This is a genomic window from Pseudarthrobacter sp. As-47, from assembly GCF_058215595.1.
Genome location: NZ_CM177088.1, coordinates 2,029,092 through 2,051,859 on the forward strand (window position 1 = coordinate 2,029,092; position 22,768 = coordinate 2,051,859).

The window sequence follows — 22,768 nt, forward strand, 5'->3', positions numbered from 1 at the left end:
CTAGGACACGCTGGGGGCGGAGCGGGCCAGTTCCTCGCGAATGATGTTCGTCCCTGCGCTGAGAGCACTCAGCTTGGCCAGTGCGACGTCCCGGGGGAACGGTGCCATGCCACAGTTGGAGCTGGGGATGAGCTTGTCCGCATCGACGAACTGGAGGGCCATGCGGAGGGTGTTGGCGACCTCCTCCGGGGTCTCGATGGTCTCACTTGCGACGTCGATTGCCCCGAGCATGACTTTCTTGCCGCGGAGGAGCTCGATGAGGTCCATGGGCACTTGGGAGTTCTGGGATTCCAGCGAGATGATGTCGATGCTGGAGCTTTGCAGCAGCGGGAACGTTTCCTCGTACTGCCGCCACTGTGGGCCGAGCGTCGCCTTCCAGTCATTGTTCGCCTTGATCCCATAGCCGTAGCAGATATGCACGGCGGTCTCAGCGCGCAGTCCTTCTGCGGCTCTCTCAAGCGCAGCCACTCCCCAATCCTTGACCTCATCGAGGAAGACATTGAACGCGGGCTCGTCGAACTGGATGATGTCAACGCCGGCCGCCTCGAGTTCTTTCGCCTCCTGGTTCAGGATCGTGGCGAACTCCCAGGCCAGCTTCTCGCGGCTCTTGTAGTGGTCATCGTAGAGCGTGTCCACCATCGTCATTGGACCGGGAAGAGTCCATTTGATCGGCCGGTCAGTGGTTGCGCGAAGGAATTTTGCGTCGTCGACGAATACCGGCCGCTCACGGCTCACTGGTCCGACGACGGTCGGTACGCTCGCGTCGTAGCGGTCGCGGATGCGCACGGTCTTGCGTTGTTCAAAGTCGACCCCGCTGAGATTCTCGATGAAGGTCGTGACGAAGTGCTGGCGGGTTTGCTCGCCGTCGCTGACGATGTCGATGCCGCGCAGGCTCTGCTCGTGGATGGCGATGCGCAGCGCATCCTGTTTGCCCTCGAGCAGCGCATCTCCCTCCAGCTTCCACGGGGACCAAAGAGTCTCCGGCTGTGCGAGCCACGATGGTTTCGGCAGGCTACCGACAACGGTGGTGGGCAAAAGTGTGTTCATGATTAACGATTCTCCGTGGGTCAGTTGACGAGGGCAGGGTAGTTGGCCGTCCACTGGTCCAACAGATCCTTGTGGGGCGTGATGAAGTGCTCCTCCGTGTACTTCGCCTGCGTGATCGCGAGCTGACCGCGCTCGACGCGGTCGTAAGCGATCTGGGTCCGCGAGTAGTCCTGCTCGCCCAGGCTCGGCTGGTAGACGGCGGCGGCGGCGGAGTTCGCGTTGTAGATCTCCGGGCGGTAGATCTTCTGGAACGTCTCCATGGTGCTGATGGTGCCGATGAGCTGCAGGTTGGAGTAGTCATTGAGCAGGTCGCCCCGGAAATAGAAGGCGAGCGGCGCAACGCTGCCGCGTGGCATGAAGTAGCGCACCCGCAGTCCCATCTTTGCGAAGTACGCGTCCGTCAGCGAGAACTCGTCCTGCTGGTACTCGACGCCCAGGACCGGGTGACGGTTCCCGGTTCGCCGGTACGTCTTGCTTGTGGAGACGCTGATGCAGACCACTGGCGGCTGCGGGAAGCGTTCCCGGCCTACCGGGGAATCGAGGAAGTGCTGGAACAGCTTGCCGTGAAGATCGCCGAAGTCGTCGGGCACCGTGGGCTTGCCTGAGTACCCGGCTGCCGCCGGCAGTACGACGCTGAAGTCGAAGTCTCGGACGTAGGAGGAGAAGTTGTTGCCGACGATTCCTTGGTGGCGGACCCCGTTCAGCAGGTCGACGATCTGGATATCGAGAACCTCGAACAGCGGGAACTGCTGATCCGTTCCGTCCGCGGTGAACTGTATCTGCACGGAAACGATCTCAAGCTCGAGCGCGTAGCGGTCCCGGTCCGGGTTGTCCCAGTCTGCGAGATCGTTGAAACGGCGCCGTATCATGGTCAAGGCGTTGCGGAGGTTCTCCTGGCGGTGCTCGCCCCGTGCCAGGTTGGCGAAATTCGTCGTGATCCGGGAGCCTTCCGACGGGGAGTAGTCCTCGTCGAAGCGGGTCATGGTAATGCTGAAGGTGAAGTCGTCTGCCATGTGCTGCCAATCCGTTGATGGGCCGGAGACGGCCTTTCCGAAGGGGATGTATCCATGCTGCAACCTTCCGAGGGGTATCAAGTAACTAGTGGTCATTATGCATTCATATAGAATTTTCCTATGCCACAGCTTTCCAGAGGATTGACCCTGCAGCAGCTGCGCTACTTCATAGAAGTTGCAGCTGAGGGGACAATCTCAGCGGCTGCCGACCTTCTTTACGTAGCGCAGCCCACAATGTCCGCAGCGATGAAGGACCTTGAGGCCCGGGTGGGCCGTGCGCTCCTGGTTCGCTCCGCCCGCGGCGTCACCCTCACAGCCGACGGGGCAGAGTTCCTCGGCTATGCGAGGCAGGTCGTCGAGCAGTTCGCTCTCCTCGAGCAGCGTTACCTTGGTAGGCCACCGCGGCGACGTCTGCTTGGGGTGTCAACGCAGCACTACTCGTTCGCGGTGGACGCCTTCGTCCGGATGGTCAAGGCCACTGAGGTGGCCGAATACGAGTTCTCGCTGCGTGAGTCCCGCACCTGGGACATCATCGAGGATGTCCGGACGCTCCGCAGCGAGATAGGCATCCTCTACCGGAACGATTTCAACCGGAAGATCATCGACAAGCTGCTCCGCGAATCCGGGCTCGCGTTCTCTCCGCTGTTCCTCGCCGATCCGCACATCTTCATTTCACGGAACAACCCGCTCGCCTCAAAAGAGCGAGCGACTCTAGAAGATCTTGCCGGCTTGCCGCGGCTGACCTTCGATCAAGGTGCGAACAACTCTTTTTACTTCGCCGAGGAGATCCTCTCCACCTTGTCCAGTAAGCAGGAGATCCGGGTCTCTGACCGTGCGACGATCTTCAACCTCATGATCGGGCTCCACGGCTACACGATTTCGACGGGAATCATCAGTGGGCAGCTCGACCCGGAGATCGTCGCCATCCCGCTCGACGTTGACGAACGCATCGAAATCGGCTGGATCGGCCACGCCGCGATTCCGCTCACCGACCAAGCGCAGCGCTACCTCGGGGAACTGCGGGCCGTCGTCGCTGAATTCGGCGTAGCGCTACTCGGCTGACCGCAGTTGAGCGGGCAATTCTTTACCCCTTGGGTGATTGGACGTGTTTGTTGCAGCCGAGCGGGTTGCTGGTATCGCACATGCCCGTCGCCGTCGCCGTCGCCGTCGCCGTCGTTGGCATGGCCGGGGCGGACGTCAGCTAGGAAACCGGCCTGTTCCAGGTGGTGACGATCCAGCCCGGGGACATCACGCAGGGCTTGTAAGGCCGCGGTGCCGTACTGGCCGCCACCTGTGGAGGCCGTTGAGCCGCAAACTGATGTTGGCGCGATTCTCTGGTCACCAAAGTTGATCAGTTTGCGGCTTCGCTGAACCTTCCCCCGCAGGCCTCACAAAACTACGGTGGCAGTTATCACGCTCTGATGAGATGTAACGGCCGAGTTATGACTGCGTTTGTTCAACTGCGCAAACACTAAAAGACTGACTGGGACGTACCAAACACATCCGCTACGACAATCTCACCAGCGCGGTCACCGCCGTGGTGTTCGGGCAGGGCCGGCAGGGCTGGGAGAACGGCCGGTGGGTGGTGTTCCGTTCGTTCTATGGCTTCGATCCCATGCAAGCACTCCGAATCTAGGCGCCACCGTGATCTCCTTAGTCATCGTCCGAACCGGTAAGCTGCCGGCCTGACCGGAGTATAGGCCTGCGCCTGCCGAGCAGGCAACGATCCCTCCGCCAAGCTTCCTGGCCGTTGGAATTGCGGGCGCCCGGCTGGTTTGGGGGCTAGATTGTTCCAGATCGGTAGAGCTCGGTGGAGAGGTAACGGAGTCCGGAGTCGCAGAGGATGGTGACGATTGTTGATCCGGGGCCCATTCGTTCCGCGGTCCGAAGAGCGGCGACAACATTCGCCCCTGAGGAAGTGCCGGCAAAGAGCCCCTCTTGCCGGGCCAGGCGCCGCGCCATATCCATTGCCTCGTCGGCGGATACGGTGAGGATGCCGTCGACGGCATCCGGTTCCCACAGCGGGGGAACAAAACCGATACCGATGCCTTCGATCCGGTTGGGGCCGGTCGGTTGACCGGACAGGACAGCGGATTCGGCCGGTTCGACTGCAAAGACGCTGATGTCTGGATTGTGCGCTCGGAGCGAGCGCGTGACCCCGTGAATGGAGTGAGCGGTTCCGACCGTGTGCACGAACGCGTCGATCCGGCCTTTTGTCTGTGTCCAGATTTCTTCCCCCAGAGGCAGATACCCGGTGACCGCGTCATGGTTATTCAACTGGTCACACCACCACATGCCCGGTTGTTTCGATACTTCAGCGGCCCGGGCGATCATCCGCTTGATCAGCGTTTCGGTGATTGCGCCATTGTCACTTGGAACATCCTCGACGGTGGCGCCAAAGGCAAGCATCGTCCGGCGTTTTTCGTCACTGAACGCGTCGGAGAAGACGACGTGGAGGCCGAAACCAAGCACAGCGCAAGCAAACGCAAGCGAAATGCCGGTCGTGCCAGCGGTGTATTCGACGACAGTTCCTCCCGGGATAAGGCGACCGTCGCGCACGGCGCCTTCGACCGCCGTGCGTGCCATCCGGTCTTTCATACTCCCTGTCGGGTTGGCCCACTCCAACTTGACGAAAATCCGGGCACCGTTGGCCGGCGCCACCCTCCGCAGCTCCACGAGGGGCGTGTTCCCAATTCCCGCGAACGCACCCATTGAATCGTTCATCTCCGAAGACCCTCTGCTCGTGTGGCGGCTGATAGAAGATATCGTGGCACCCTGGTAAGCCCACTACAACAGAACACGGAAGGCACCGCGACCATGCGCTCTGAACGATGAGAGCGAGCGCATTTTCAACCGCAGCGACCCGGCGAAGAGATCTATGGAAACACCCCATCGAGATCAGACTTACACCCCTAGCGCTGCCGGATTCATCCTGTATTGCCAATGCTCTTCGGAATGCCTCCGCTACTCACAGCCGGGGACAAATCCTCGTGAGTTATCCACCGCTACCGCTGCCGAGGGAGCTCTCCAAACGGCTCCCAAAAGAATCAGCCATGGATAATCCGAATTGACCCCAGCCACGGATAGCTTTAGGGGCACCTTGGGTGCCGCGCAGCACTGCTGGAAACGATGATTGTCCTTGACAATCCCTATTGAGATTCCTTACGGCCGTCGCCGGCCTTGAAACCCTCGACAGCGGGCGTGTGATGCTGGACGGACAGCTTGAAAAGAACAGAGCTTTCCAAGACACCGCGATCCTGCTCGGGTGAGTCTGGTCCAATTAGCGAGGCGTGCAGCCCAGTGAAGGGCGGGTACCGGTTTGGTACCATGAAGGCATGGCTATGAATCTCCGTGTCCCTGAAGACCTCGATCGGCGGCTGGAGAAGTTGGCTGCTGAGGAACATACGTCCAAGTCCGCGCTTCTGTTGCAGGGGGCAGAGTTGGTTCTGCAGCGCCACGCGCGCCGGCGTGAAATCAGCGCAGGTCTTGATTTTGTCATGGGTCATGACGCTGATCTGCTGAAGCGCCTTGAAGACGCGTGACAGCGTACCTGGACATTGAGGATGCCCTTCAGGTAGTTGATCGGTACGGCTTCCATATCCGTGATGTCGGGTTGTTGGCCTCAGCATTGGTCAGGCCGGCTACGACTGTCCTGGGCGCGGAAGCCTATCCGGAGCTCGTGGTGAAGGCGGCAGCCTTGTTGGAGTCGGTCGCCCGGTTCCGTCCACTCGTTGACGGCAACAAACGGACGGCTTGGACGCTCATGGGGCTGCTGCTGTGGATCAACGGTTACCGGCATGACTTCACCACGGATGAAGGCTTCGACCTCGTCGTCGGAGTCGCCGCGGGCACTATCGACCTGCCGAATGCTGCCGCCGAGATTTCCAGGCATCTGGTGCCCCGGTAGTCCTCCAGCGCCCCCGAAAGGGGGTATGGACATTGTCCACACTTTGGGCTTCGGACTGGGTTGTAGGTCGGTCGGACTGCTCCGAATTCCGCATGTTCTCGCGGGTTCCCCGTGTTTGCAAGGCCTGGAATGTAGTTCGAGTCCCACCTCGGGCACCGTGTTTCCCAGGTCAGACGCATTCGAAAGCGCATCAAAACGGACGGGTCGTCGTCCTACATGGTGTTGCGGCGAGACCCGAAGAGCCGCGAGGCCTGACAGCCGCCACGTTTCGTCGAAGCTGAAACTCTGAAGAGGCTTCTGTGCGCGAATGGTCAGTCGTTCGAGATCGCGCAGCATGCCATCCTGTCCAACGAGAAGCGCACGCCAACTGTGGCTGAGGTCATTCAGGAACACATCGACCTGCTGATCCGTCCATCCAGCGGAACCACGAAGACGTACCGGACCATGCTGGACCTGCATATCGGAAACGTCATCGGCTATTTACCGTGGACAAGCTGGATTACCGACTGATGGCGCACTGGGTGAAGTCCAACCATGAATACCGCGAAAATGTTGGGGTACATTCCGTGGAACCCTTGCCGCGGCGTGCAGCTGCCTCGTATCGAAAAGGCGGAGGACGAGGCCATCTTGCTTACCCATGCGGAGTTCAGTCTCATCGTGGAGGGTATGGGGGAGCGGTTCAAGGCCTTCACGAACTTCCTGATGATGACAGGCACCGCTTCGGAGAAGCAAGGGCTCTGACCGTGGCTGATGTGGACCTGCTCTCCAAGCCACCCACCGCTCGGATCAACAAGGCATGGAAGCGGGACAGGCAGAACCAGTTCTGTGTTGGCGCGACGAAGACAGGTGCCGGTAGGCGCACTATAGGGTGCGGGCCCTGATGTTTAGGCCGACTTTCTGAGGTTCCCCCGGGCCGGGGCTGGCGACAGAGAGCCAGTAGTTGAATTCGCCGTCCTTTCCCGTAAAGAGGCAGATGGTGCTGTTCCCGATGACGTTGGGCTGTCGCTTGCACGGTCCGTCGGCAGTCATCTCGACACCGACCCCCGAGACTACTGCCGCGACGTCGTTATCGGTGAGCTCTTTTTCGGTCTCCCACCGACGCGACATACTCGGGCACGGGTTCGTGCTGATGCACATGAACCGCTCGGGCCGGACAATCTCGTCGATCAGATTCCAGTCGGCCGGGATGGCGAAACGGTCTGCCTGTGACAGCATTCGGTCGGTCACCTTGTCCTCGGCGGAGCGGACCATGAAATGGGCCGTGGCAGCAAGAACCAGGATCACGGCGAAGGTCAACCAGAGTTTGTGCTTCACTGATCGGTACTTTTCGGGGCTCGCCGGCGGGCAAAGACCCAGCTGCCGGCCGACAGTAGGACGACGAGAAGCAGGGTTTCTATGCCGTTGGGGGCCAGGTTGAACACCGCCAGAACGTACGGGAGCGCAAAGACAAGGAAGACCGTCCCGACGACGGCTACGAGCCAGCCGCGGGCAGTCACACTCCCTCGCTGCTGCTGTTGATCCCATCCCGCGCCTTCTGCCGCCGCTCATCGGCTTGGATGATGCCGTCACGGACGGCTGCGCGGATGACGCCGTAGAGGACGTAAAAGAAGATCGCCGCAAGACGACTGCCAGGACCGGGTTTTCGAGTGCGGTCATTCCGGCCCGACCTCCTCCGGCCAGTACTGCTGAACCGCTGCTGCGGCCGCTCGGAGCCGGTTGCCGTCCAGGACGATGAAGGATTCGGGCATGCCCATGCTTGTCCATTGGGCAAGCAGGCGGAGATCCCCGGCTGGCGGCAGCGGCCACAGCCAGAGGGTTCCCATTGCCGACATGTCATCCTCCCCGCCGTTGCCCCCTCTGGGGCGGAACTCGAACACCGGCCCGCCAGGTTCCTGGTCCCGGGGCACAGATTGCTCATACATCGCGAGGGATGATGTGCTGGCCTTGGAGCCGTCCGGGAACTGCATTCCGAACAGGAGGACGGAATCAACTGAAATGGCCGCATCACGCAAGTGCGGCGCAGGCCGGTGGAAGACACCGTTCATCTCGGACCATCTCCGGTCATCCTGGTCAGTGCGGCGCAGCATCCAGGACATTTCAAAGACGCAGCCGGTCGAGTACACCTTGGCGGCTTCAATGGCCACCACAAAGGTGGGGGATTTGTGGATGAACTGGCCCACGGGAACGACGGCGGGCAGCTCGTATCGCCGGGCAGCAACCCAAGGAGGCGGAGTGAACTGCGGCGTCCTTGGACGGGAAGGCGGTGTAGGGATCGGATAGTCCTGGAAGAATGTCACGGTCATCCTTGATTTGCTGGCGGCGACCGACCAGCGGAACAGCGGTACGAGCCGCCGTGGATCCCCCAATCCGTCCTTACCCGGCTCAGTCTAACTCCGGCTGGCCGCCAGCTTGAGGACAAGCCCGCGAGCTCCACGAGACTATCCGTGCCCGGAAGCACCCTGGTCCTATGACGGCTCCAACTGTTGAGGCGGCGATCCACGAACTGATGATCTCGCCTGGAATGTTGTTTATGACCTGCTCGAGCAACGGGGCCTGCTCGGGGACGGGTCGTTCATCGAGGAATACACCGGGATCCATTCCTGGGTGGAGGACCTCGCCCGGTACACGGTGGTCCACTCCCGGACGGTTGCGGTCCTGTTCGTGGACACCCGGCCCGTGGACGCCATCGCCTTCAACCACGACCTCCTGGGCGCCGACGACCCGAAGAGCGTCTTCCCGGGTTCCGGGGTAGACGCAGGCTGCTCTAGCCATACTGACTGCCTCTTCTCCGGGTGGTTCCCGAGGGCCATGATTAGCCTTACGGGCACATTGCACGGTCTGCCATAAGACAGCTGAGTAAGCCCCAGAAGAGACATCGCCATGATCCTAAAACTGCTTTGCAGATGGGGCATCGGCCATCACTGGCTTGCCCAAATGAACGACGGATAGCGTCGTCGCCACTGCATCCACTGTGGGAAGGAAGATCCCCACAGTGCCCGATGGTCGGGGAGGCTCGCTAGCGGTGATCACCCCGAAGACCCCACACCCGCGACTACTACTAGGAGCTGGATTGTCATGCTCACGCAAATGCTGTGCAAGCTCAATCTCCATCATCATTGGCACGTCGATCACAACGATGACGGTGGCCTATACAAACGCTGCCTGCATTGCGGCAAGGACAGCGCCGACGGGGACGGGGCCGCCAACGACTGGGCGCTAAGGCGGTGGTGGTAGGTGACCACCTTGTTCAAGTCAGAGGCTGTGTCAGCGGGCCGTTGACCACCTTTAGTTGGCCGGCTTGCAGATGCGGTCCAATGTTTAGTTGAGTGTGGATTCGATCCGGTCGTTCAGGTAGTCACGCTTGTCTTGGGTGGAGGGGTCCTCAAGTTCCGTGGGCATTGGTGGTGTTGTGACTGTCATCGCGGCCTGATACCGCCCGTCCGCGCTGCTGACCGCCACGGTCTGGTAGTCCCAGAACCCGCCACGGCCCTCGTGCCGCGAGTCTTCCAAGCAACCGTCCGCATGCTCCCACACGCCCAGCCCGTACGGGTGAAAGCCTGGGCTGGTCTTCATTTCCCGCAGGGACGACGCTGAAACCGCCCGCCCCTGGAAGATTCCAGCCATGAGGAGGTTCAGGTCCGCCATCGTCGATATAGCGCCCCCGGCCGGGTTGCCGGCCATGAAGGTGTTGTCGGTGGTGTCTACTAGTTCACCGCGCAGGGTTACGTAGCCGTGCAGAATACCGGTTTCGTGCGGGTCAATACGGTCCAGGCTGGTGTTCTTCAAACCGAGAGGGCCTAAGACCTCCTCCTGCAGTACGTGGACGATGGGCTTGTCCCGCAGCGTCTGGATGAGGAGGCCGAGTGCGAGATAGTTGGTGTTCGAGTACTTGAATGCCCCGACATCATCAGAGCTCCAGGGAAGGGTCCCTGCCAGTTGCAGGCCCCGCTCCATCGTCAACGTTTGGGAGAGCACAGGGCGGAAGTCAACATCCTTCGGCAGGGCATCGGTGACTTCGGGCATTCCGGAGGTATGGCTGAGCAGCTGCCTCACAGTGATCGGGGCTGGTGGCGTGAGTGACGTCGTGAATCCGGGGATGACGTCGTTGACGGGATCGTCGAGGCCGATGAGGTTGTCGTCCACGAGCTTCAGCACGGCCACAGCCGTCACCGTCTTGGTGACGCTGGCGACAGCAGCACGGTCCGTGGGCTGCGCCGGGGTCCTGGTCTCAAGGTCACGCACACCGTAGGCCCTAGACCACTCGCCCTTGGGCCAGCGAATCTGGACGACAGCGGCCACCGCGCCCTCGTCCAGAAACAGCTGGACCTGATGCTCCAAGGAAGCGAAGGGATTGGGTGAGCTTGCTGACGGTGCGGGCTCATCGGTGGACGAGGTACAGCCAGATACAAGGAGGACGACTGCGAGGGCCGCCTGCCGCCACACGCGGTTTTTCGTGCTCATTGCCGCATCCACTCGGGACGTCGTTACAGGTTCGGGGCCGCCCGCGGCACCGGATCCGACCAGACCTGCGGTGGCACCGTCGCCCCAGCCCCTCAATCTTATGACTGGGCTTCGTCGTGGGGAACCCATTGCCCAGTAGCTGTCTTCCTGGGTGCCAGCCGTACGGGCGCGGACGCCCAGGCCGATGCTGGTGGAGCCTTCGAAGCTTCCGGCGTAAACCACTTGCCGGAAGGTCTGTAGCCGGCCACGTTGGACAGCTCAGCCTTGGCGGCAGGGTTGTAGTTGACGTTGCCGTTTTGTTTGGTGACGATGCGGTCCAGGATGCGGCTGCACTCATCAGGCGCGTCATCAGCAAGGCACTCAGGCGCGACTAAGCGGCCCTTTCATCGGAGCCCGGCATCTCCGCCCTCTGGGCCGTGCGTCTGGCCTGGGATGGCGGCCGGCGCCGGGCTCTGACCACCACAATCAGCATCGTCAGGACGGTGACCGTCCAGGCGATCGCGGCGAGGAACACCAAGACGATCGCCACTAAGGGGTGCATGCCGAAAGTCTAGGACCGTGCCGCTTCGATTCCCGGACGCAACTCCGCAGGATGGGAGCACGAAAAAGGTGCGCCCCTTTAGCTGAGCGCACCCTTCTCGATTCCCCTTCACGCCACCGGATCCCCATCCGATTGGATCTATCATAAGCATGCTTAGCAATAGGTGTGCAAGCCCGCGGCCCACACCGCGACAGGTGTTCCTCGGCGGCGTCGGCCTGATCCTGACGGCCGTCTTCACAACGCTTGGCCTCATCCTCATCGTTGCCGGACTGAGGGGGAGACGACGGGACAAGGTCTGCAGCTCTAACGTGGCAGAGGTGCGGCAGAGTCGTGCGGACGAACGTCAAGGTTTCAGCGCCACACAGCCAACTGGTTTGCCAGGCCTGCACCATTCGTTTCGGACGTGGCCGACACCCAGCAACGGGTGCAGGCCTTCCTCTGGCCTGCGGACTCGCTTCTTATGAAGCCCCTCCGCAGCGCCAGTGTCCCTGGCGCTGCGGAGAAGGCCCGGCGCTACAGCCTGCCGCCAGTCAAGGACTAGGCCCAGGACTGGTCCCGGTCGAGGCATGCCCCGCCGTTGTAAGCCACATAGATTGAGCTGACCCTGTTTTTCATCGTGCCCAGGTTGAGACGGTCCCCTGGTTGGATGTACCAGGCGTAGCCTTCGCAGCCGGGGCTGTCGTAGATCGTGACGTACGCGTACGTGTTGTTGACCATGGATGCTGCGTTGTTGTTGACCTGGACGCCCCATCCGTTCCTTCCGACAGGGCCGTCGGTGAAGAGCTCATTGCCCATGGTCGCGTCGCTGTTGGCGTAATCGGCGCGTGCGCCCTGGAAGTCGGAGTTGAAGTAGAAGCACACCCGTGATGTCGGGCACGCGGTTCCTGTGCCCGAGGCATTGGCAGCAGGCGCGCCCGCCAGGAATGCGCTGGCACCCAGGGCCAGTACAGCCACAGCAGTAGCCGCTTTACGCGTTGCGAGTTTCATCAAGTTCCCCAGTCATTTTTTGTAGGCGGACGAACCAATATCGTCCGGGTCACCCAGCAGAGGCGCCGTCATCATTCTCTGGCATCGACGTCTTGCCGGCCATGGGGACACCTGCCCCAACCCAGGGGCCGGGCCAGGCGTTCCGTCCGGAACCCTGGTGGGAAGTGAATGGGGCCTGAAGGAAGGCGGGGGACCCCAGCGTCCAGTGGTGGCTAAAGCAAGCCCCGTGGCAGGTCTTTTGGCCTCGGTCTGGCCGTAACGCGGCAGTAACGCTCACGTCATTAGGGTCCGGCTATCTTTACGTTGCGTTCACTGAGGCCCGGGGAGCTGATATGGCCAATCGCACATCTTGGAAAGAGACACAGGAGTACCTGCTGGTCAGTGGACTCGATCCTTCAGCCACTGATGGCCGTTCCCGTCGAACGGTTCTGTCATGAGCCTCTGGGACGATCTCCCGTCCGACGTCCGCAACACTGGAGCACTGGATCCGCTGGAGAATGCCCTCAGGGCGATTGACACCGCCGGCCTGACGCCGCGCGAGGTCACCGACGTGGATGGCACCTGGAGCGTCCGATCCGTCGCGGTGGACGTGCCGCAGCTTGCCGGGGTCAGCGTCGACCCCGCGACCGGGCGCTGGGGCGGGGCCGGATCGTCCACGCCCATCGAGCTCACCGGCACCCAGGCCACCATCGCGTACGGCCGCCACCTGGCCGGCCCGGGCGGCGCGGAGGACGGCGGCTGGCACTTGGACCTGGACGTGCCCGGGATCCGGCTGCTCGTGCCCTACCTGCGGGGCGCGATGCTCGACACCCGCGGCCAACTGGTCTTCGACCCCGCCAACCCGCAGGTCCGGTTTATCCTGCCGCGCATCGTCATCCGGACCATGCAGCTGCCCGGGGCCACGGTGGGCACCCGGCTGCGCTCGGCGTCGACCTCGGGCAGCTCCGTTGACGACATCTACTCCTTCATCCGCATGACCCCGGGCCACGCACTCATCGGCCCGGGCAATACGGTCGGCTTCGCGTTCCGCACCGCCGAGCTCGACCTCTCCTCACTCGCCGACCCGCCCGGGCTGCCGCCCGGGGCGCGAGCCGTCCCCGGCGAATGGCAGGGACTGCACCTGCCGGAGGTCCGGCTGTTCGTGTCCCCGGACGGGCTTGAGGGCCTGGCCGTCTCGGCGGGCGTCCGGGACCTGTGGATCGGGATTGGGGTGCACGACGGTGTGACGGGCGCCTTCAGTGCCGAGGTCGTCAACCGCGGCGGCTCCCCGGCGGTGCTGGCCCGGTTCATCAGCCCTGCCGGGCGGCACATCGCGGCGGTCGCCGGCGCGGCGGTCGAGGCACCGGACCAGAGCGTGTTCCTCGTCGACGCCTCGGGCGGGCTGGCCCCGCACACCATCAGGATCGAGGTCGTCGGCGGGCCGACGGTCGCGGGGGACCGGCTGCCCGTGACGGTGCCCGCGGCCGGCACTGTCGAGCTGCGGGTCACGGTCACCGACACCGGCGGGCACTCCCACGGCCCGGTTTCCTTCCGGGCGCTGCGGCCTGCCGCCGGTGATGGGGCCGCTCCGGCGCTGGCGAACCCGGCAGCGCTGCGGCTGCTGACGCCCGAGCGCGGGCGGATGGTCATCGTCTCCCAGACCGCCACCGACGTGACCGTGCGGCTCGACCCCGAGGTGCCTGCCGAGTGGGTGTGGCCCGGCGGCACCTTGACTGGGACCCGGGCCACCCTGGCCGTGGCGCCCGGCAGCACCGCGGCGGTTTCCGGCACCCCGACCCAGCCCGCGGACGCCCGCCCGACCACGCTGGACTGCTACTTCCGGTTCAACCACCCCTTCCCGAGCGAAACCACCGACGCCTGGTGGCGCAACCCGGCCAACACCGGCTCGGCACCGGCGTCCGGGCGGACCACCGCCCCCGCCGGGGATGCCTTCTCCGACCTTGCGCGGTCACGGCAGGCCGACATCGGCGCCACCCCGCTCGTCGTGGACGGCTACGCCTCCTACGAGGGCAACGACACCCCCACGAAGCGGACCAACAACCTGGAGCTCAGCCAGCGCCGCCTCGACGCGGCGGTCCAAATCCTGCGCGATCTGGGCTACGCCGCAACCGCCGGCACCCCGCACGGCCACGCCGACGCCCGCGACCACACCCCACTTGACCCGCCCACGCCGGCGCCGGCCGAGACGTCGGGGGAGTGGTGGCTCGCCCGGGCCCGGGCCGCCGCGGCCCCCGCTCCTGAGGCCGTCCGCGCCGAGCTGTCCCGCCCTCCGGCCAGCCAACCGCCCGGGCAGCATGACCCCCAGCCCCCGGCGTCCGGCCGGCCGGACTGCTTCCGCCGCCTCGGCCTCGAGGTCGAGCTGATCCGGACGACGTTCGTCCGGCTCGAGATCTGGGGCGAGTTCGACGTCCAGACGGCCATCGAGGCCTCGCTCGACGAGGGCGGCCAGCCGGCGCTGGGCGGGCGCGGTCCCAACCCCGGCGACGGCCTGTGCGCGTTCCGGGTCCGGCTCCGGCTGGCCACCGACCGGGAATCCTGGCAGGTGTTCGGGGAGTTCCGCGCCCTCGAGGCCGACCTCGACGGGCTCTGGGAGGGCCGCCACACGGACGCCGGCATCGATGCCGGCAGCCTCAACGTCCTTGGTGCGCTCACCGTGATGGGCCCCCTCGCCGCCGGCGCAGCCGACCTCTCCCCGGCGGCCGGGACCCTCGTCCAGCTCGGCTCGGTCGCCCTCGGCGCCAGCAGCCTCGTGCGGACCCGCGTCCTGACCCTGCGCGGCGCCGAGGTCATGGTGAGCGACGGCATCATCGCGCCGGACGGCTCGACCACCACCGACCGCGGCACGCAGGTCAGCGTCCTGCTGGACGTGGAGGTGCAGTTCTGGTTCGACCTGGCCGTGATCCGAGTGCCGGAGGACCGGCCGATCCGCACCCGCTACACGGCCGTCGGCGTCCGGTCGGAGTGGGGCACCGGCACCGAGGCCGAGTACGTGCCGATCCCGGTGTTCGACCCCTCCCGGGGCTACGAGCTCGACATCCAGCCCGGCTCCCTGGTCGCCACGCCCCCGCTGGACGAGATCCTGCGCGTGTTCGGCGTCCGCGTCAGCCGCGACAACCCGACCTACCTCGAGGTCGAGGCCGGCATCGATGTGCCGCTGGGCCCCGTGACGGTGGATACCATCCGCGTCCGGGCGAGGCTCGACGCCGTCGAGCTCCCGCAGCTGACCAAGCTCGGCGCTACGCTCGACATCCCCGGCACGGTCCACGGCGCGGGCTCAATCGAGCTCACCGGCGCCGGGTTCAAGGCGGCGTTCGACCTGACCATCGTGCCGCTGGGCATCCGCGCCGCCGCGACCCTCGCGATCGAGACCAAGGCCGGCGTCACCGGCCTCCTGATCGGCGTAGAGGTCGAGTTCCCCGCGCCCCTCCCGCTGGGCAACTCGGGCCTGGCCCTGTACGGCCTGCTCGGCGGGGTCGGCGTCAACTACGGCCGGCTGGAGAACACCGCGGCGCGGGTCCCGGCACTCGACTGGCTCATGGCGCAGCTCGCCCCGCCCCGCAAGAGCGTGATGCATCCGGACGGCTGGACCCACAGAGCCGGCTCCTTCGCCGTCGCGGCCGGATTGCTGCTCGGGACCACTGAGGGCGGGTTCATCCTGCACCTCAAGGGCATCCTCCTGATCGAGGTCCCCGGGCCCCGGCTCCTGCTCGTGATGAAGGCGGACGTCCTGAGCCTCCCGCCGGCCCTGGGCTCCACCCAGGAGGCCACCTTCCTGGCAGTGCTGGACATCGACTTCGGTGCCGGCACCATCACAGTCGGCGTCGTCGCGGACTACGCCGTCGAGCGGATCCTGCGCATCCACGTCCCCGTCACCGCCTTCTTCGACGCGCGGAACCCGGAGAAGTGGCTGGTCGACCTCGGCTCCTACGACGACCGGGTGACCGTGAAGGTCCTCGACGTGTTCACGGGCACCGGCTACCTCATGGTGCACGGCGACGGCATCGCCATCCCGCCCCTGCCCGCCACGACCGGCCTGTCCGTAGCCACCGGCTTCCACATCCAGGCCGTACTGATGGGCTCCAAGGCAGCGCGGCTGTACGTCGAGGCGGCGGCGGGGTTCGACGCGGTGCTCGGCTTCGACCCGTTCTTCCTGGCCGGCAAGGTCTACGTCCGGGGAGAGCTGCGGCTGTTCATCGTCTCCATCGGCGTGAGCGCCGAGCTCACGCTCATGGTCGGCACCCGGATCCAGGACGGCATGCCGCGCGACGACCCCTACGTGCACGGCGAGGTCTGCGGCCGGGTCGACTTCTTCTTCTTCAGCGTCAAGGGCTGCGTCGAGCTCACCATCGGCCACGAGCCGGACCCTGACCCGCCCGTGCGCGACCTCGTCGCCGGCCTGTCCCTGGCCGGACGGACGCCGGCGCTGCTCGAGGGCACCGCCGGCCGGCCCTCCGACTCGACGGTCGGCCAGGCTGCAAGGGTGGAGACGCCTGAGGGGGAGTCCCCGGTCGTCCACGGCGAGGTGCCGACCGTGCCGCTCGACGCCGTCCCCGTGCTCCGCTTCCAGGTCGCGCCCGACGCCGAGGGGCTGAGCGTGCTGGGCCAGGCACCGCTCGGCTCGACCGGGGCGGCGGGCGCCGGCGCCTGGCGCCGGATCGGGGAGCGCTGGTGGGCCTACAAGGTCACAGGAGTCACCCTCAGCGGCACCCTCACCGCGGGCACGACGCCGTCCGTCTGGTGGAGTGCGTCGTCGCCCGGCTCGTCCACCGCCGAACCGCCGGCGCTGGCATTGCTGCACTGGCTGCCGACGCCGTTCACGAGCACCGTCACCTACGGCGAGGTGCTGCGCGAGCAGGTCGAGCACCGCTGGGGGACCGTCTGCCGCCCTGCCGCGCCGCCGCAGCCGCAACTGTGGACCTTCCTGGGCGAACCGCTCGGGCCCAGCGCCACCGGCTGGCGGCTCGACCCGGTGCTCTGGCCGGACCCCGACGGGCTCCTGCGGACCTCCCCGGCGGGGCGCCGGCTGCGGGTCACCGAACCGTGGCGCACGGGCGACGAGGCGGCCGACCTGCTGGCCGGCGGAACCCCTGCCGAGGTGGCCGGCGACGCCGTCGCCTGCCCGGTCGGCCGCACTCCGGCCGAGGACCCGTTCAGCCGCTGGGTCCAGGACAACGGCCCCCTTGACCCGACCACCTGGGCGGGTGCCGGGGCCGCCACCTACGCCGAACTGGCCGGGCTGCTCGCCGCCGGCGCCACCGTCAACGACGTGGCCGGGCATTGGCTCGAGCGCAGCCCCGACCCCGAGGCCGGCCGGCTCAAGGGCTGCGAGGGACGCATCCTCGCCTCGCCCGTGCGCACCGACGGCGAGCCGCTGACCGGCAGCCAGGCCGACCGGGAACTCGTTGAGCGGGCCCGGCAGGAGGCCGGCTGGCGGCCCGACCCGCTGGCCGACGCCGTCGCGTTCTCGCTCGGGGAGGACCTCGCCGCGTTCGACCTGCTGCTGCTCGTTCCCCGGGAGAAGCACCGGACCCTGCTCGTCGAGGTCCGCTCGGCGGCGGGGGAGGCCCTCGACCGCCGCGAGGTGGACTGGGCGGCGATGGTCGGCCCCGCAAACCCCCTGCCAAAGCGCTGGGTCGCCCACGACAGGCCCTGGGCCGAGCCGGTCGAGCTGGCCGGGCGCATGGCTGCGAAGATTGCCGGGGCCGACCGGGACCGGCCGATGCCCGCCCTGCTCCGCTGGGAGGAGCTGCCGGAAGGCGCGGCCGCCGTCGTCGTCGGCTGGGGCGAAGAACACGGCCAGCGGATCCGCGCCCAGCGCTATTGGGTGGTCGCGGCCGCCGGCCTCACCCGGGCCGAGGTGCGCCGGCACGAGTACGACGAAACGATCGTCTCCCGCGACCGGGATGCCCTCGAGACCGGCCTGACCCAGGACCCCTCCGACCACGCCCTGCTCGAGCCGGGGCAGACCTACGACGTCACCGTGAGCTGGACATACGACGTCGAGACCGGCGACCCGGTGCCGACGCGGACACCGTCCTTCGCCGACGAGCACACGCAGACCTTCCGGTTCGCGACCGCCCCGGCGTCCGAGGTCCCCGCCGACCTGGGGCCGTGGCTGCTCGACACCAACCCGGGGATGGGCGATGCCGGCGTGTTCTGCCGGGAGCCGTTGCGGGTCACGCTCGCCACCCAGAACGTGCTCCGGCTGTTCGATGCCTACGACCACCGGCTTGAGGTGACCGTGCTCGCCGCCTCCGGCCACCACCCCGCCCCGCCCGGCGGGGGAGCCCCCGGCCAGGCGCTCGTGCTGCCGGTCGAGGCGGTGCTCGCTGCCGGTTCGGTGCTGCAGCCCAAGGCCAACGCCGTCGTGCTCACGCCGTGGGACCGGGCGGTCGGGGAGCTCGTGGACGCCCTTGAGTGCATCGGGGCCGGGCACGTCACCCGGGACGTGGAGGAGATCGTGCTGGCGTATGAGCTCGAGCCGCTCACCGACTACCTCCTCGACATCCATGCGGTGCCGACCGGCAGCGGGCCGCGGAAGCGGGTGCACCGGGCGAACTTCACGACCTCCCGCTTCGACGACCCCGATCATCTGGCCTCGTGGATCGCGCCGGCGCCGATCGACCACCGCGTGGTCCGCGACGCCGCTCCGCTGGCCGGCCTGCCGGACAGGCCGACCGGACGGGAGTGGGACGACGCCGTGCAGCTGGCCGGGCTGCCCGTTCCGCAGACCCCGTCCGCACCCGCGGTGGAGGTCTGGTGGTCGGCCGACGCCGTGCCGCAGCCGGTCGCCGTCGTCGTCGAGTGCTCCGAGCAGCTCGTGCGGGAGCGCGTCATGCCGGTCCAGCTGAGCTCGCCGCCCGACGGCGTCGACCCTTCGCACGCGTGGTGGGCCGCCCGCCCGGCAACCTGGCTGGACGTGCGGCCCGCCGCGACGCCCCCGGACCCGGAGGCCGCCGCAAGCGCCTGGCGTGTGGTCCGCGGACCGGGCGGCACCCGGGCGATGGTGCTCCTGGCCGCGGGGCAGCGCGGCCGGCGCCTCACCCTCGAACTGGTGCAGGCCCCAGACCCGCTCGCGGCCGATCCGGGCCGGGCCGTCACGATCGTCGACGTGACCCTGACAGGGGCCCCGTGGGAGGTGGAGTTCTGATGCGCACGCACGACGTGAGGAAGTTCCGGGCTGTGGGCGCACGGCTCGACTGGCTGGACATCGCCCGCCGCATGCTGCGGGCCGGGCACGGTGAGGGGATCGACGATGCGCTGCTCGAGCGGCTCAAGGAGCGCGGCCCGGACACCCGGCTGGCCTGGGGTTGCTCCGCAGACCTGGGCGTGCCGCGCGATGCGTTCATGGTGTGGGGGCGGCCGGTGCGGGACCGCCGGCTGCGGAACGCCGAGCTAATCGGCGTCCCCGTCGACGAGGGGGAGCTGGTCTGGTGGGGCGGTGAGGAGGCCGCGCACGTGCAGGTCCGGTGCCAGGTGCAGGACCCGGCCCGGCCGGCCGCGCTGTTCCTGCTGCGGACCGGGCTGGACCCCGCCGGCGCCGTCGGCACCGCCGCCGTGGCACCTGCCGGCAGCCCCACCGTGACGCTTACCGCCAGCGCGGGTGCGGCCACCCACGCCGTCCTGGTCAACGGGCACGCGCTCGCGGTGCGGATCGAGACCGTGCAGGAGGTGGTCGACGCCGACGACTGGCAGCCGCTCGAGCGCGTCGGACTGCCGATCGACGGCCACGAGCTCGGTGAGTACGTTCCCGACGATCAAGGCCTCGTCGTCGCACCGGCCGCCCCGCCGAAGGCCGCCGCCCAGCGCATCGGCCGGGCCGGGGTACCGCTCGGCTGGTACCCCGTGACGGAGACCGGCCGGGCCGCCCCGCCGTGGAAGCCCTCGGACGCCGACGGGCTCGTGGAGGAGACCCGCACGTTCTTCCTGCCCGAGCTGCGTCCGCTCTACGCGTCCGGGACCGCCGAGATGGACCAGCACTCACTTGAGGACCGGCGCGCCGTCGACCCTCCCTCCCGTGCGGACGGCACCGCCGCGGACCAGCCCGCGAGCGCCCGGCTCAAGCCGCTCGCCCTCCTGCTGCTGGCCGCGGGCACCGACCCGGCGGCGAACCTCGCGACGGGCTTCGGCACCGCCTACCGGGAGGCCGACCTGGCGCAGCTTATGCCTGACCTCCGGGGCGAGCTCGATTACCTTGTCACCGGGCACTACCGGCGCTCGGTCCTCGGCGACGGCGTCGAGGTGGCCGCGTACATCCCGCCGGTGCAGCGGCACACCGTGGTGCCGCCGGTCGTGGACCTGCGGGCCGCCCGGGCGGCGCTGCTGCCGCCCGCGAGCCCCGATGGGCCGTTCCGCGAGGCTATCGAGGTCAGCTGGCGGCCGGGCCCGCGCCTGGCGACGATGACCGGGCCGGTCGCGCACGCCTTCGCCGGCTGGCGCCACGGCGCGGGGTCTGCCGAGGACCTGATGCCGGAGCGGCTGCTCGGCGGTTCCCAGCCGCGGGCCATCCCCCGCCTAGACACCGACGACACCACCGTGGCCGGCGCGGACCGGCCGATGGTCGTCCAGGGCGACCAGGAGCTGCCCGTCGACGGGTCGGTCGGCCGGGGGTACGCGGTCGCTCAGTGCGACATCTTCGGCGTCTGGTCGCGTTGGGAGGACGTGGAGCTGACCACCTCCTCGCCGGGTGTTGCGCCGCCGCGGCTCACGCATCTCACGCTCCTGGCCACGTATGCGGGCTCCCCGGTTTGTCCGTCGCTGCTGACCGTCGACCTGGCCACAGAGTGGTCGCAGCGAACGCCCGCCGCGATCGACCTGCGCGCGGTGTTCTACCCGATGCCCACCGGCTCGACACCGCCGCCGTTCGGGACGCCGCCGACGCCGCCCCCGCCGGCACCCAACCTCGGCCTGGCCAGCACCCTCACGTTCACCGGCGACGCGGCCACGGCGTCTGCGGGGACCGTGGTGCCGCTGCGCGAGGACGGCTCGGTCGCGCCGGGCTGGGGCACCCCGGAGCAGGCCGGCGAGGCGCGCTCCTACCGGCTCACGGTGCCGGGGCCCGGCCTGGACTTCGGGGCAGTCTCGCGCTGGGGAGTCCAGGTCTGGGCCAGGCAGGCCGCGCCCGGCATCGCCGCCCCCAGCGTCTGGGTGCCCGTACCCGCACAACCTGCAACGGCGGTCGCGGCCAGCCCCGTCCCCGCCGTGCCGACGCCGCCACCGCTGCCCCCGGGAGTACCGCTGGGCAGCACCCCGGACGCGCAGGGTGTGTCCCACGCGAAGGTCGGCTGGTCGGGCCTGGCCGGACCGCACGTGGACCGGGTCGTCGTCTGGGAGGCCTCGGAGACCACGCTGCGCCAGCGGCTGGCGCCCGGCAGCCCGCCGGACCGGACGCTCCCGCTCGGCGTCCGGCTCCAGCAGCTGTGGGACCTATACGACGCCGCGCCCGCCGCCCAGCGCCCCCTCGGCATCCGCCGGGCCGCCGAGGTGCCGGCCGTCCCTGCCGCCGCCGATCTGACCCTGGCCCGGGGGAGCGAGGACATCCACCTGTTCCTCGTCACGGCCGTCACCACCACAGGGGTCGAGTCGCCCTGGCCGGCCGGGGGCGGCGGCCTGCCCGCACACACCCACCTCCAGGCGGTGGCCGCGCCCCGGCTGCGGCGGCCCGCCACGCCGCTCGTCCGGCCCGCCATCCAGCCCGACGGCAGCCTCACCGTGGCTTTCGAGGCGGCCTCGCCGATCCCAGTCACCGCCTTCGAGGTGTTCGCGACGCGGTCCGGGCTCGCGGCCCGCGACCACCTGACGATGGGGCCGCCCCTGGCCCAGGTTCCGGCGGGCGCCGCGTTCGACCCTGCGACGGCGGATCCGCGGCTGGATCCGATCACCCGCCAGCGGGTCTGGACCGCAGACTGGTCCGGCGCCCTGCCGCCCTCGTGGGAGCCGTGGCACCTGCGGGCCGTCGCCGTGCCGGAGCACACGGTGCCCGTCTCCGCCGAGCGCGGCGTGGTGTCACCGGCCTCGGACGTGGTCACCGCCGTCGTCCTGCCCTCTGCGGCGCCGCAACTCGACGCGCTCGTCGCGGAGGTGGTCGGGGCCGACAACACGGGGCTCCTGGTCCGGACGGCGACCACCGCCGCTGACCGGGTGGTGCCCGCGGGGTCGCATACGGTCCAGGTGACGCTGGGCGCGGTCACCGGTCCCGTCCTGCCGCTCGAGGCGACCGCACGGGTGGCGGATGAGTCCACCCCGCCCGACACCACCGCCGGCCCGGTGGTTCAGCGGCTGCCGCGCACGGCCGGGCGCACGCCGCTGCTGGTCTGGGGCCGCCGCGACGACCCGTCCGTGCCGGTCCAGGTGACCGTGCGCGTGGCGGACCCGCTCGGCCGGGTCGCGGAGCAGACCCTGCTCATGCCCGGCTGGGTCGAGCCGCGGCCCGATCTGGCCCTGAAGATCATCGACGTGGTACGGATTGCCGGGCGCGGCTACGTGGCGAGCCTGCTGACCAGCGCTGATCCAGCGACCGAACCGCCCCATGTCCTCACCGTCGTCGCTACACTGCCTGGCACCTTTCCGCCGGACCCCATCAGGCGCCGTCCCTTGCGCGGCTCCTGGAAGCTCCCGGACATCCCCACACGGCGGTCCCCGGTGCCACCACGGGGCGCAGAGATCATGGCCGTGCGGTCGAGGGGCCCACAGGGAACAGAGATCGGCCTCTGGATACCCGCCCAACGGATCGTCGCACTGACCGCGGCCATCACCCACCCCATCGAAGGCGAAGTAAACGACAGCTGGCATCCGGTCTGACACTACGGTTCC

General features: G+C 67.5%; 16 protein-coding genes. 8 read left to right on the forward strand and 8 right to left on the reverse strand.

Annotated features, from left to right (window positions below):
* Positions 1-1,047, reverse strand: a complete 1,047-nt coding sequence (locus tag AC4BCK_RS09420) for a methionine synthase (RefSeq protein ID WP_174174755.1) — start codon at positions 1,045-1,047, stop codon at positions 1-3.
* A gap of 20 nt (positions 1,048-1,067) precedes the next feature.
* Complete coding sequence (locus tag AC4BCK_RS09425) at positions 1,068-2,060, reverse strand: DUF1852 domain-containing protein (protein WP_141000441.1); 993 nt, start codon at positions 2,058-2,060, stop codon at positions 1,068-1,070.
* Positions 2,061-2,180: 120 nt separating this feature from the next.
* Here AC4BCK_RS09425 and AC4BCK_RS09430 point away from each other — a divergent pair, with 120 nt between their 5' ends.
* On the forward strand, positions 2,181-3,122 hold the full coding sequence (locus AC4BCK_RS09430; protein ID WP_174174751.1) for a LysR family transcriptional regulator: 942 nt from the start codon (positions 2,181-2,183) through the stop codon (positions 3,120-3,122).
* Positions 3,123-3,842: 720 nt separating this feature from the next.
* On the opposite strand, the gene AC4BCK_RS09435 is transcribed toward AC4BCK_RS09430, so the two are convergent.
* Positions 3,843-4,784, reverse strand: coding sequence for a PLP-dependent cysteine synthase family protein (locus tag AC4BCK_RS09435; protein WP_217432079.1), 942 nt, complete (start codon positions 4,782-4,784; stop codon positions 3,843-3,845).
* A gap of 611 nt (positions 4,785-5,395) precedes the next feature.
* Here AC4BCK_RS09435 and AC4BCK_RS09440 point away from each other — a divergent pair.
* From AC4BCK_RS09440 to AC4BCK_RS09455, 4 genes are all read left to right on the forward strand, one after another.
* Positions 5,396-5,602 carry a ribbon-helix-helix protein, CopG family gene (locus tag AC4BCK_RS09440; protein ID WP_330188717.1) on the forward strand — a complete coding sequence of 69 codons (207 nt, stop codon included), beginning with the start codon at positions 5,396-5,398 and terminating at the stop codon, positions 5,600-5,602.
* On the forward strand, positions 5,599-5,967 hold the full coding sequence (locus tag AC4BCK_RS09445; RefSeq protein ID WP_174174749.1) for a type II toxin-antitoxin system death-on-curing family toxin: 369 nt from the start codon (positions 5,599-5,601) through the stop codon (positions 5,965-5,967). Before AC4BCK_RS09440 ends, AC4BCK_RS09445 begins: the two co-directional genes overlap by 4 nt.
* Before the next feature lie 369 nt (positions 5,968-6,336).
* Entirely contained in the window at positions 6,337-6,477 is a 141-nt protein-coding gene (locus AC4BCK_RS09450) for a hypothetical protein (RefSeq protein WP_174174747.1), read from the forward strand.
* Positions 6,478-6,501: 24 nt separating this feature from the next.
* The gene (locus tag AC4BCK_RS09455) at positions 6,502-6,708 is read left to right on the forward strand and encodes a hypothetical protein (protein WP_174174745.1); all 207 of its coding nucleotides are present in this window, start codon (positions 6,502-6,504) and stop codon (positions 6,706-6,708) included.
* Positions 6,709-6,828: 120 nt separating this feature from the next.
* Here AC4BCK_RS09455 and AC4BCK_RS09460 read toward each other — a convergent pair whose 3' ends face one another.
* Both AC4BCK_RS09460 and AC4BCK_RS09465 read right to left on the reverse strand, forming a co-directional pair.
* Positions 6,829-7,281, reverse strand: coding sequence for a hypothetical protein (locus AC4BCK_RS09460; RefSeq protein ID WP_490566847.1), 453 nt, complete (start codon positions 7,279-7,281; stop codon positions 6,829-6,831).
* A 338-nt stretch (positions 7,282-7,619) separates the two neighbouring features.
* Positions 7,620-8,264: a hypothetical protein gene (locus AC4BCK_RS09465; protein ID WP_490566848.1), complete on the reverse strand. Its 645-nt coding sequence runs from the start codon at positions 8,262-8,264 to the stop codon at positions 7,620-7,622.
* Between the two features lie 307 nt (positions 8,265-8,571).
* Here AC4BCK_RS09465 and AC4BCK_RS09470 point away from each other — a divergent pair, with 307 nt between their 5' ends.
* Complete coding sequence (locus tag AC4BCK_RS09470) at positions 8,572-8,814, forward strand: hypothetical protein (protein WP_490566849.1); 243 nt, start codon at positions 8,572-8,574, stop codon at positions 8,812-8,814.
* A gap of 471 nt (positions 8,815-9,285) precedes the next feature.
* Here the strand turns inward: AC4BCK_RS09470 and AC4BCK_RS09475 are convergent, their stop codons facing one another.
* The 3 genes from AC4BCK_RS09475 to AC4BCK_RS09485 form a co-directional block, all read right to left on the reverse strand.
* Complete coding sequence (locus AC4BCK_RS09475) at positions 9,286-10,428, reverse strand: serine hydrolase domain-containing protein (protein ID WP_490566850.1); 1,143 nt, start codon at positions 10,426-10,428, stop codon at positions 9,286-9,288.
* A 370-nt stretch (positions 10,429-10,798) separates the two neighbouring features.
* Complete coding sequence (locus tag AC4BCK_RS09480) at positions 10,799-10,969, reverse strand: hypothetical protein (RefSeq protein ID WP_188729970.1); 171 nt, start codon at positions 10,967-10,969, stop codon at positions 10,799-10,801.
* Between the two features lie 537 nt (positions 10,970-11,506).
* Positions 11,507-11,956 carry a peptidase inhibitor family I36 protein gene (locus AC4BCK_RS09485; protein ID WP_377087880.1) on the reverse strand — a complete coding sequence of 150 codons (450 nt, stop codon included), beginning with the start codon at positions 11,954-11,956 and terminating at the stop codon, positions 11,507-11,509.
* A gap of 433 nt (positions 11,957-12,389) precedes the next feature.
* Between AC4BCK_RS09485 and AC4BCK_RS09490 the strand changes: the two genes are divergently transcribed.
* Entirely contained in the window at positions 12,390-19,106 is a 6,717-nt protein-coding gene (locus AC4BCK_RS09490; RefSeq protein ID WP_490566851.1) for a DUF6603 domain-containing protein, read from the forward strand.
* Positions 19,106-22,756 carry a hypothetical protein gene (locus AC4BCK_RS09495; RefSeq protein WP_490566852.1) on the forward strand — a complete coding sequence of 1,217 codons (3,651 nt, stop codon included), beginning with the start codon at positions 19,106-19,108 and terminating at the stop codon, positions 22,754-22,756. Before AC4BCK_RS09490 ends, AC4BCK_RS09495 begins: the two co-directional genes overlap by 1 nt.
* The last annotated feature ends 12 nt before the right edge of the window (positions 22,757-22,768 follow it).

Coding starts and splice junctions, on each gene's coding strand:
- AC4BCK_RS09420 (WP_174174755.1), bottom strand. CDS start 1,047: ATGAACACACTTTTGCCCACCACCGTTGTCGGTAGCCTGCCGAAACCA.
- AC4BCK_RS09425 (WP_141000441.1), bottom strand. CDS start 2,060: ATGGCAGACGACTTCACCTTCAGCATTACCATGACCCGCTTCGACGAG.
- AC4BCK_RS09430 (WP_174174751.1), top strand. CDS start 2,181: ATGCCACAGCTTTCCAGAGGATTGACCCTGCAGCAGCTGCGCTACTTC.
- AC4BCK_RS09435 (WP_217432079.1), bottom strand. CDS start 4,784: ATGAACGATTCAATGGGTGCGTTCGCGGGAATTGGGAACACGCCCCTC.
- AC4BCK_RS09440 (WP_330188717.1), top strand. CDS start 5,396: ATGGCTATGAATCTCCGTGTCCCTGAAGACCTCGATCGGCGGCTGGAG.
- AC4BCK_RS09455 (WP_174174745.1), top strand. CDS start 6,502: ATGAATACCGCGAAAATGTTGGGGTACATTCCGTGGAACCCTTGCCGC.
- AC4BCK_RS09475 (WP_490566850.1), bottom strand. CDS start 10,428: ATGAGCACGAAAAACCGCGTGTGGCGGCAGGCGGCCCTCGCAGTCGTC.
- AC4BCK_RS09480 (WP_188729970.1), bottom strand. CDS start 10,969: ATGCACCCCTTAGTGGCGATCGTCTTGGTGTTCCTCGCCGCGATCGCC.
- AC4BCK_RS09485 (WP_377087880.1), bottom strand. CDS start 11,956: ATGAAACTCGCAACGCGTAAAGCGGCTACTGCTGTGGCTGTACTGGCC.
- AC4BCK_RS09490 (WP_490566851.1), top strand. CDS start 12,390: ATGAGCCTCTGGGACGATCTCCCGTCCGACGTCCGCAACACTGGAGCA.
- AC4BCK_RS09495 (WP_490566852.1), top strand. CDS start 19,106: ATGCGCACGCACGACGTGAGGAAGTTCCGGGCTGTGGGCGCACGGCTC.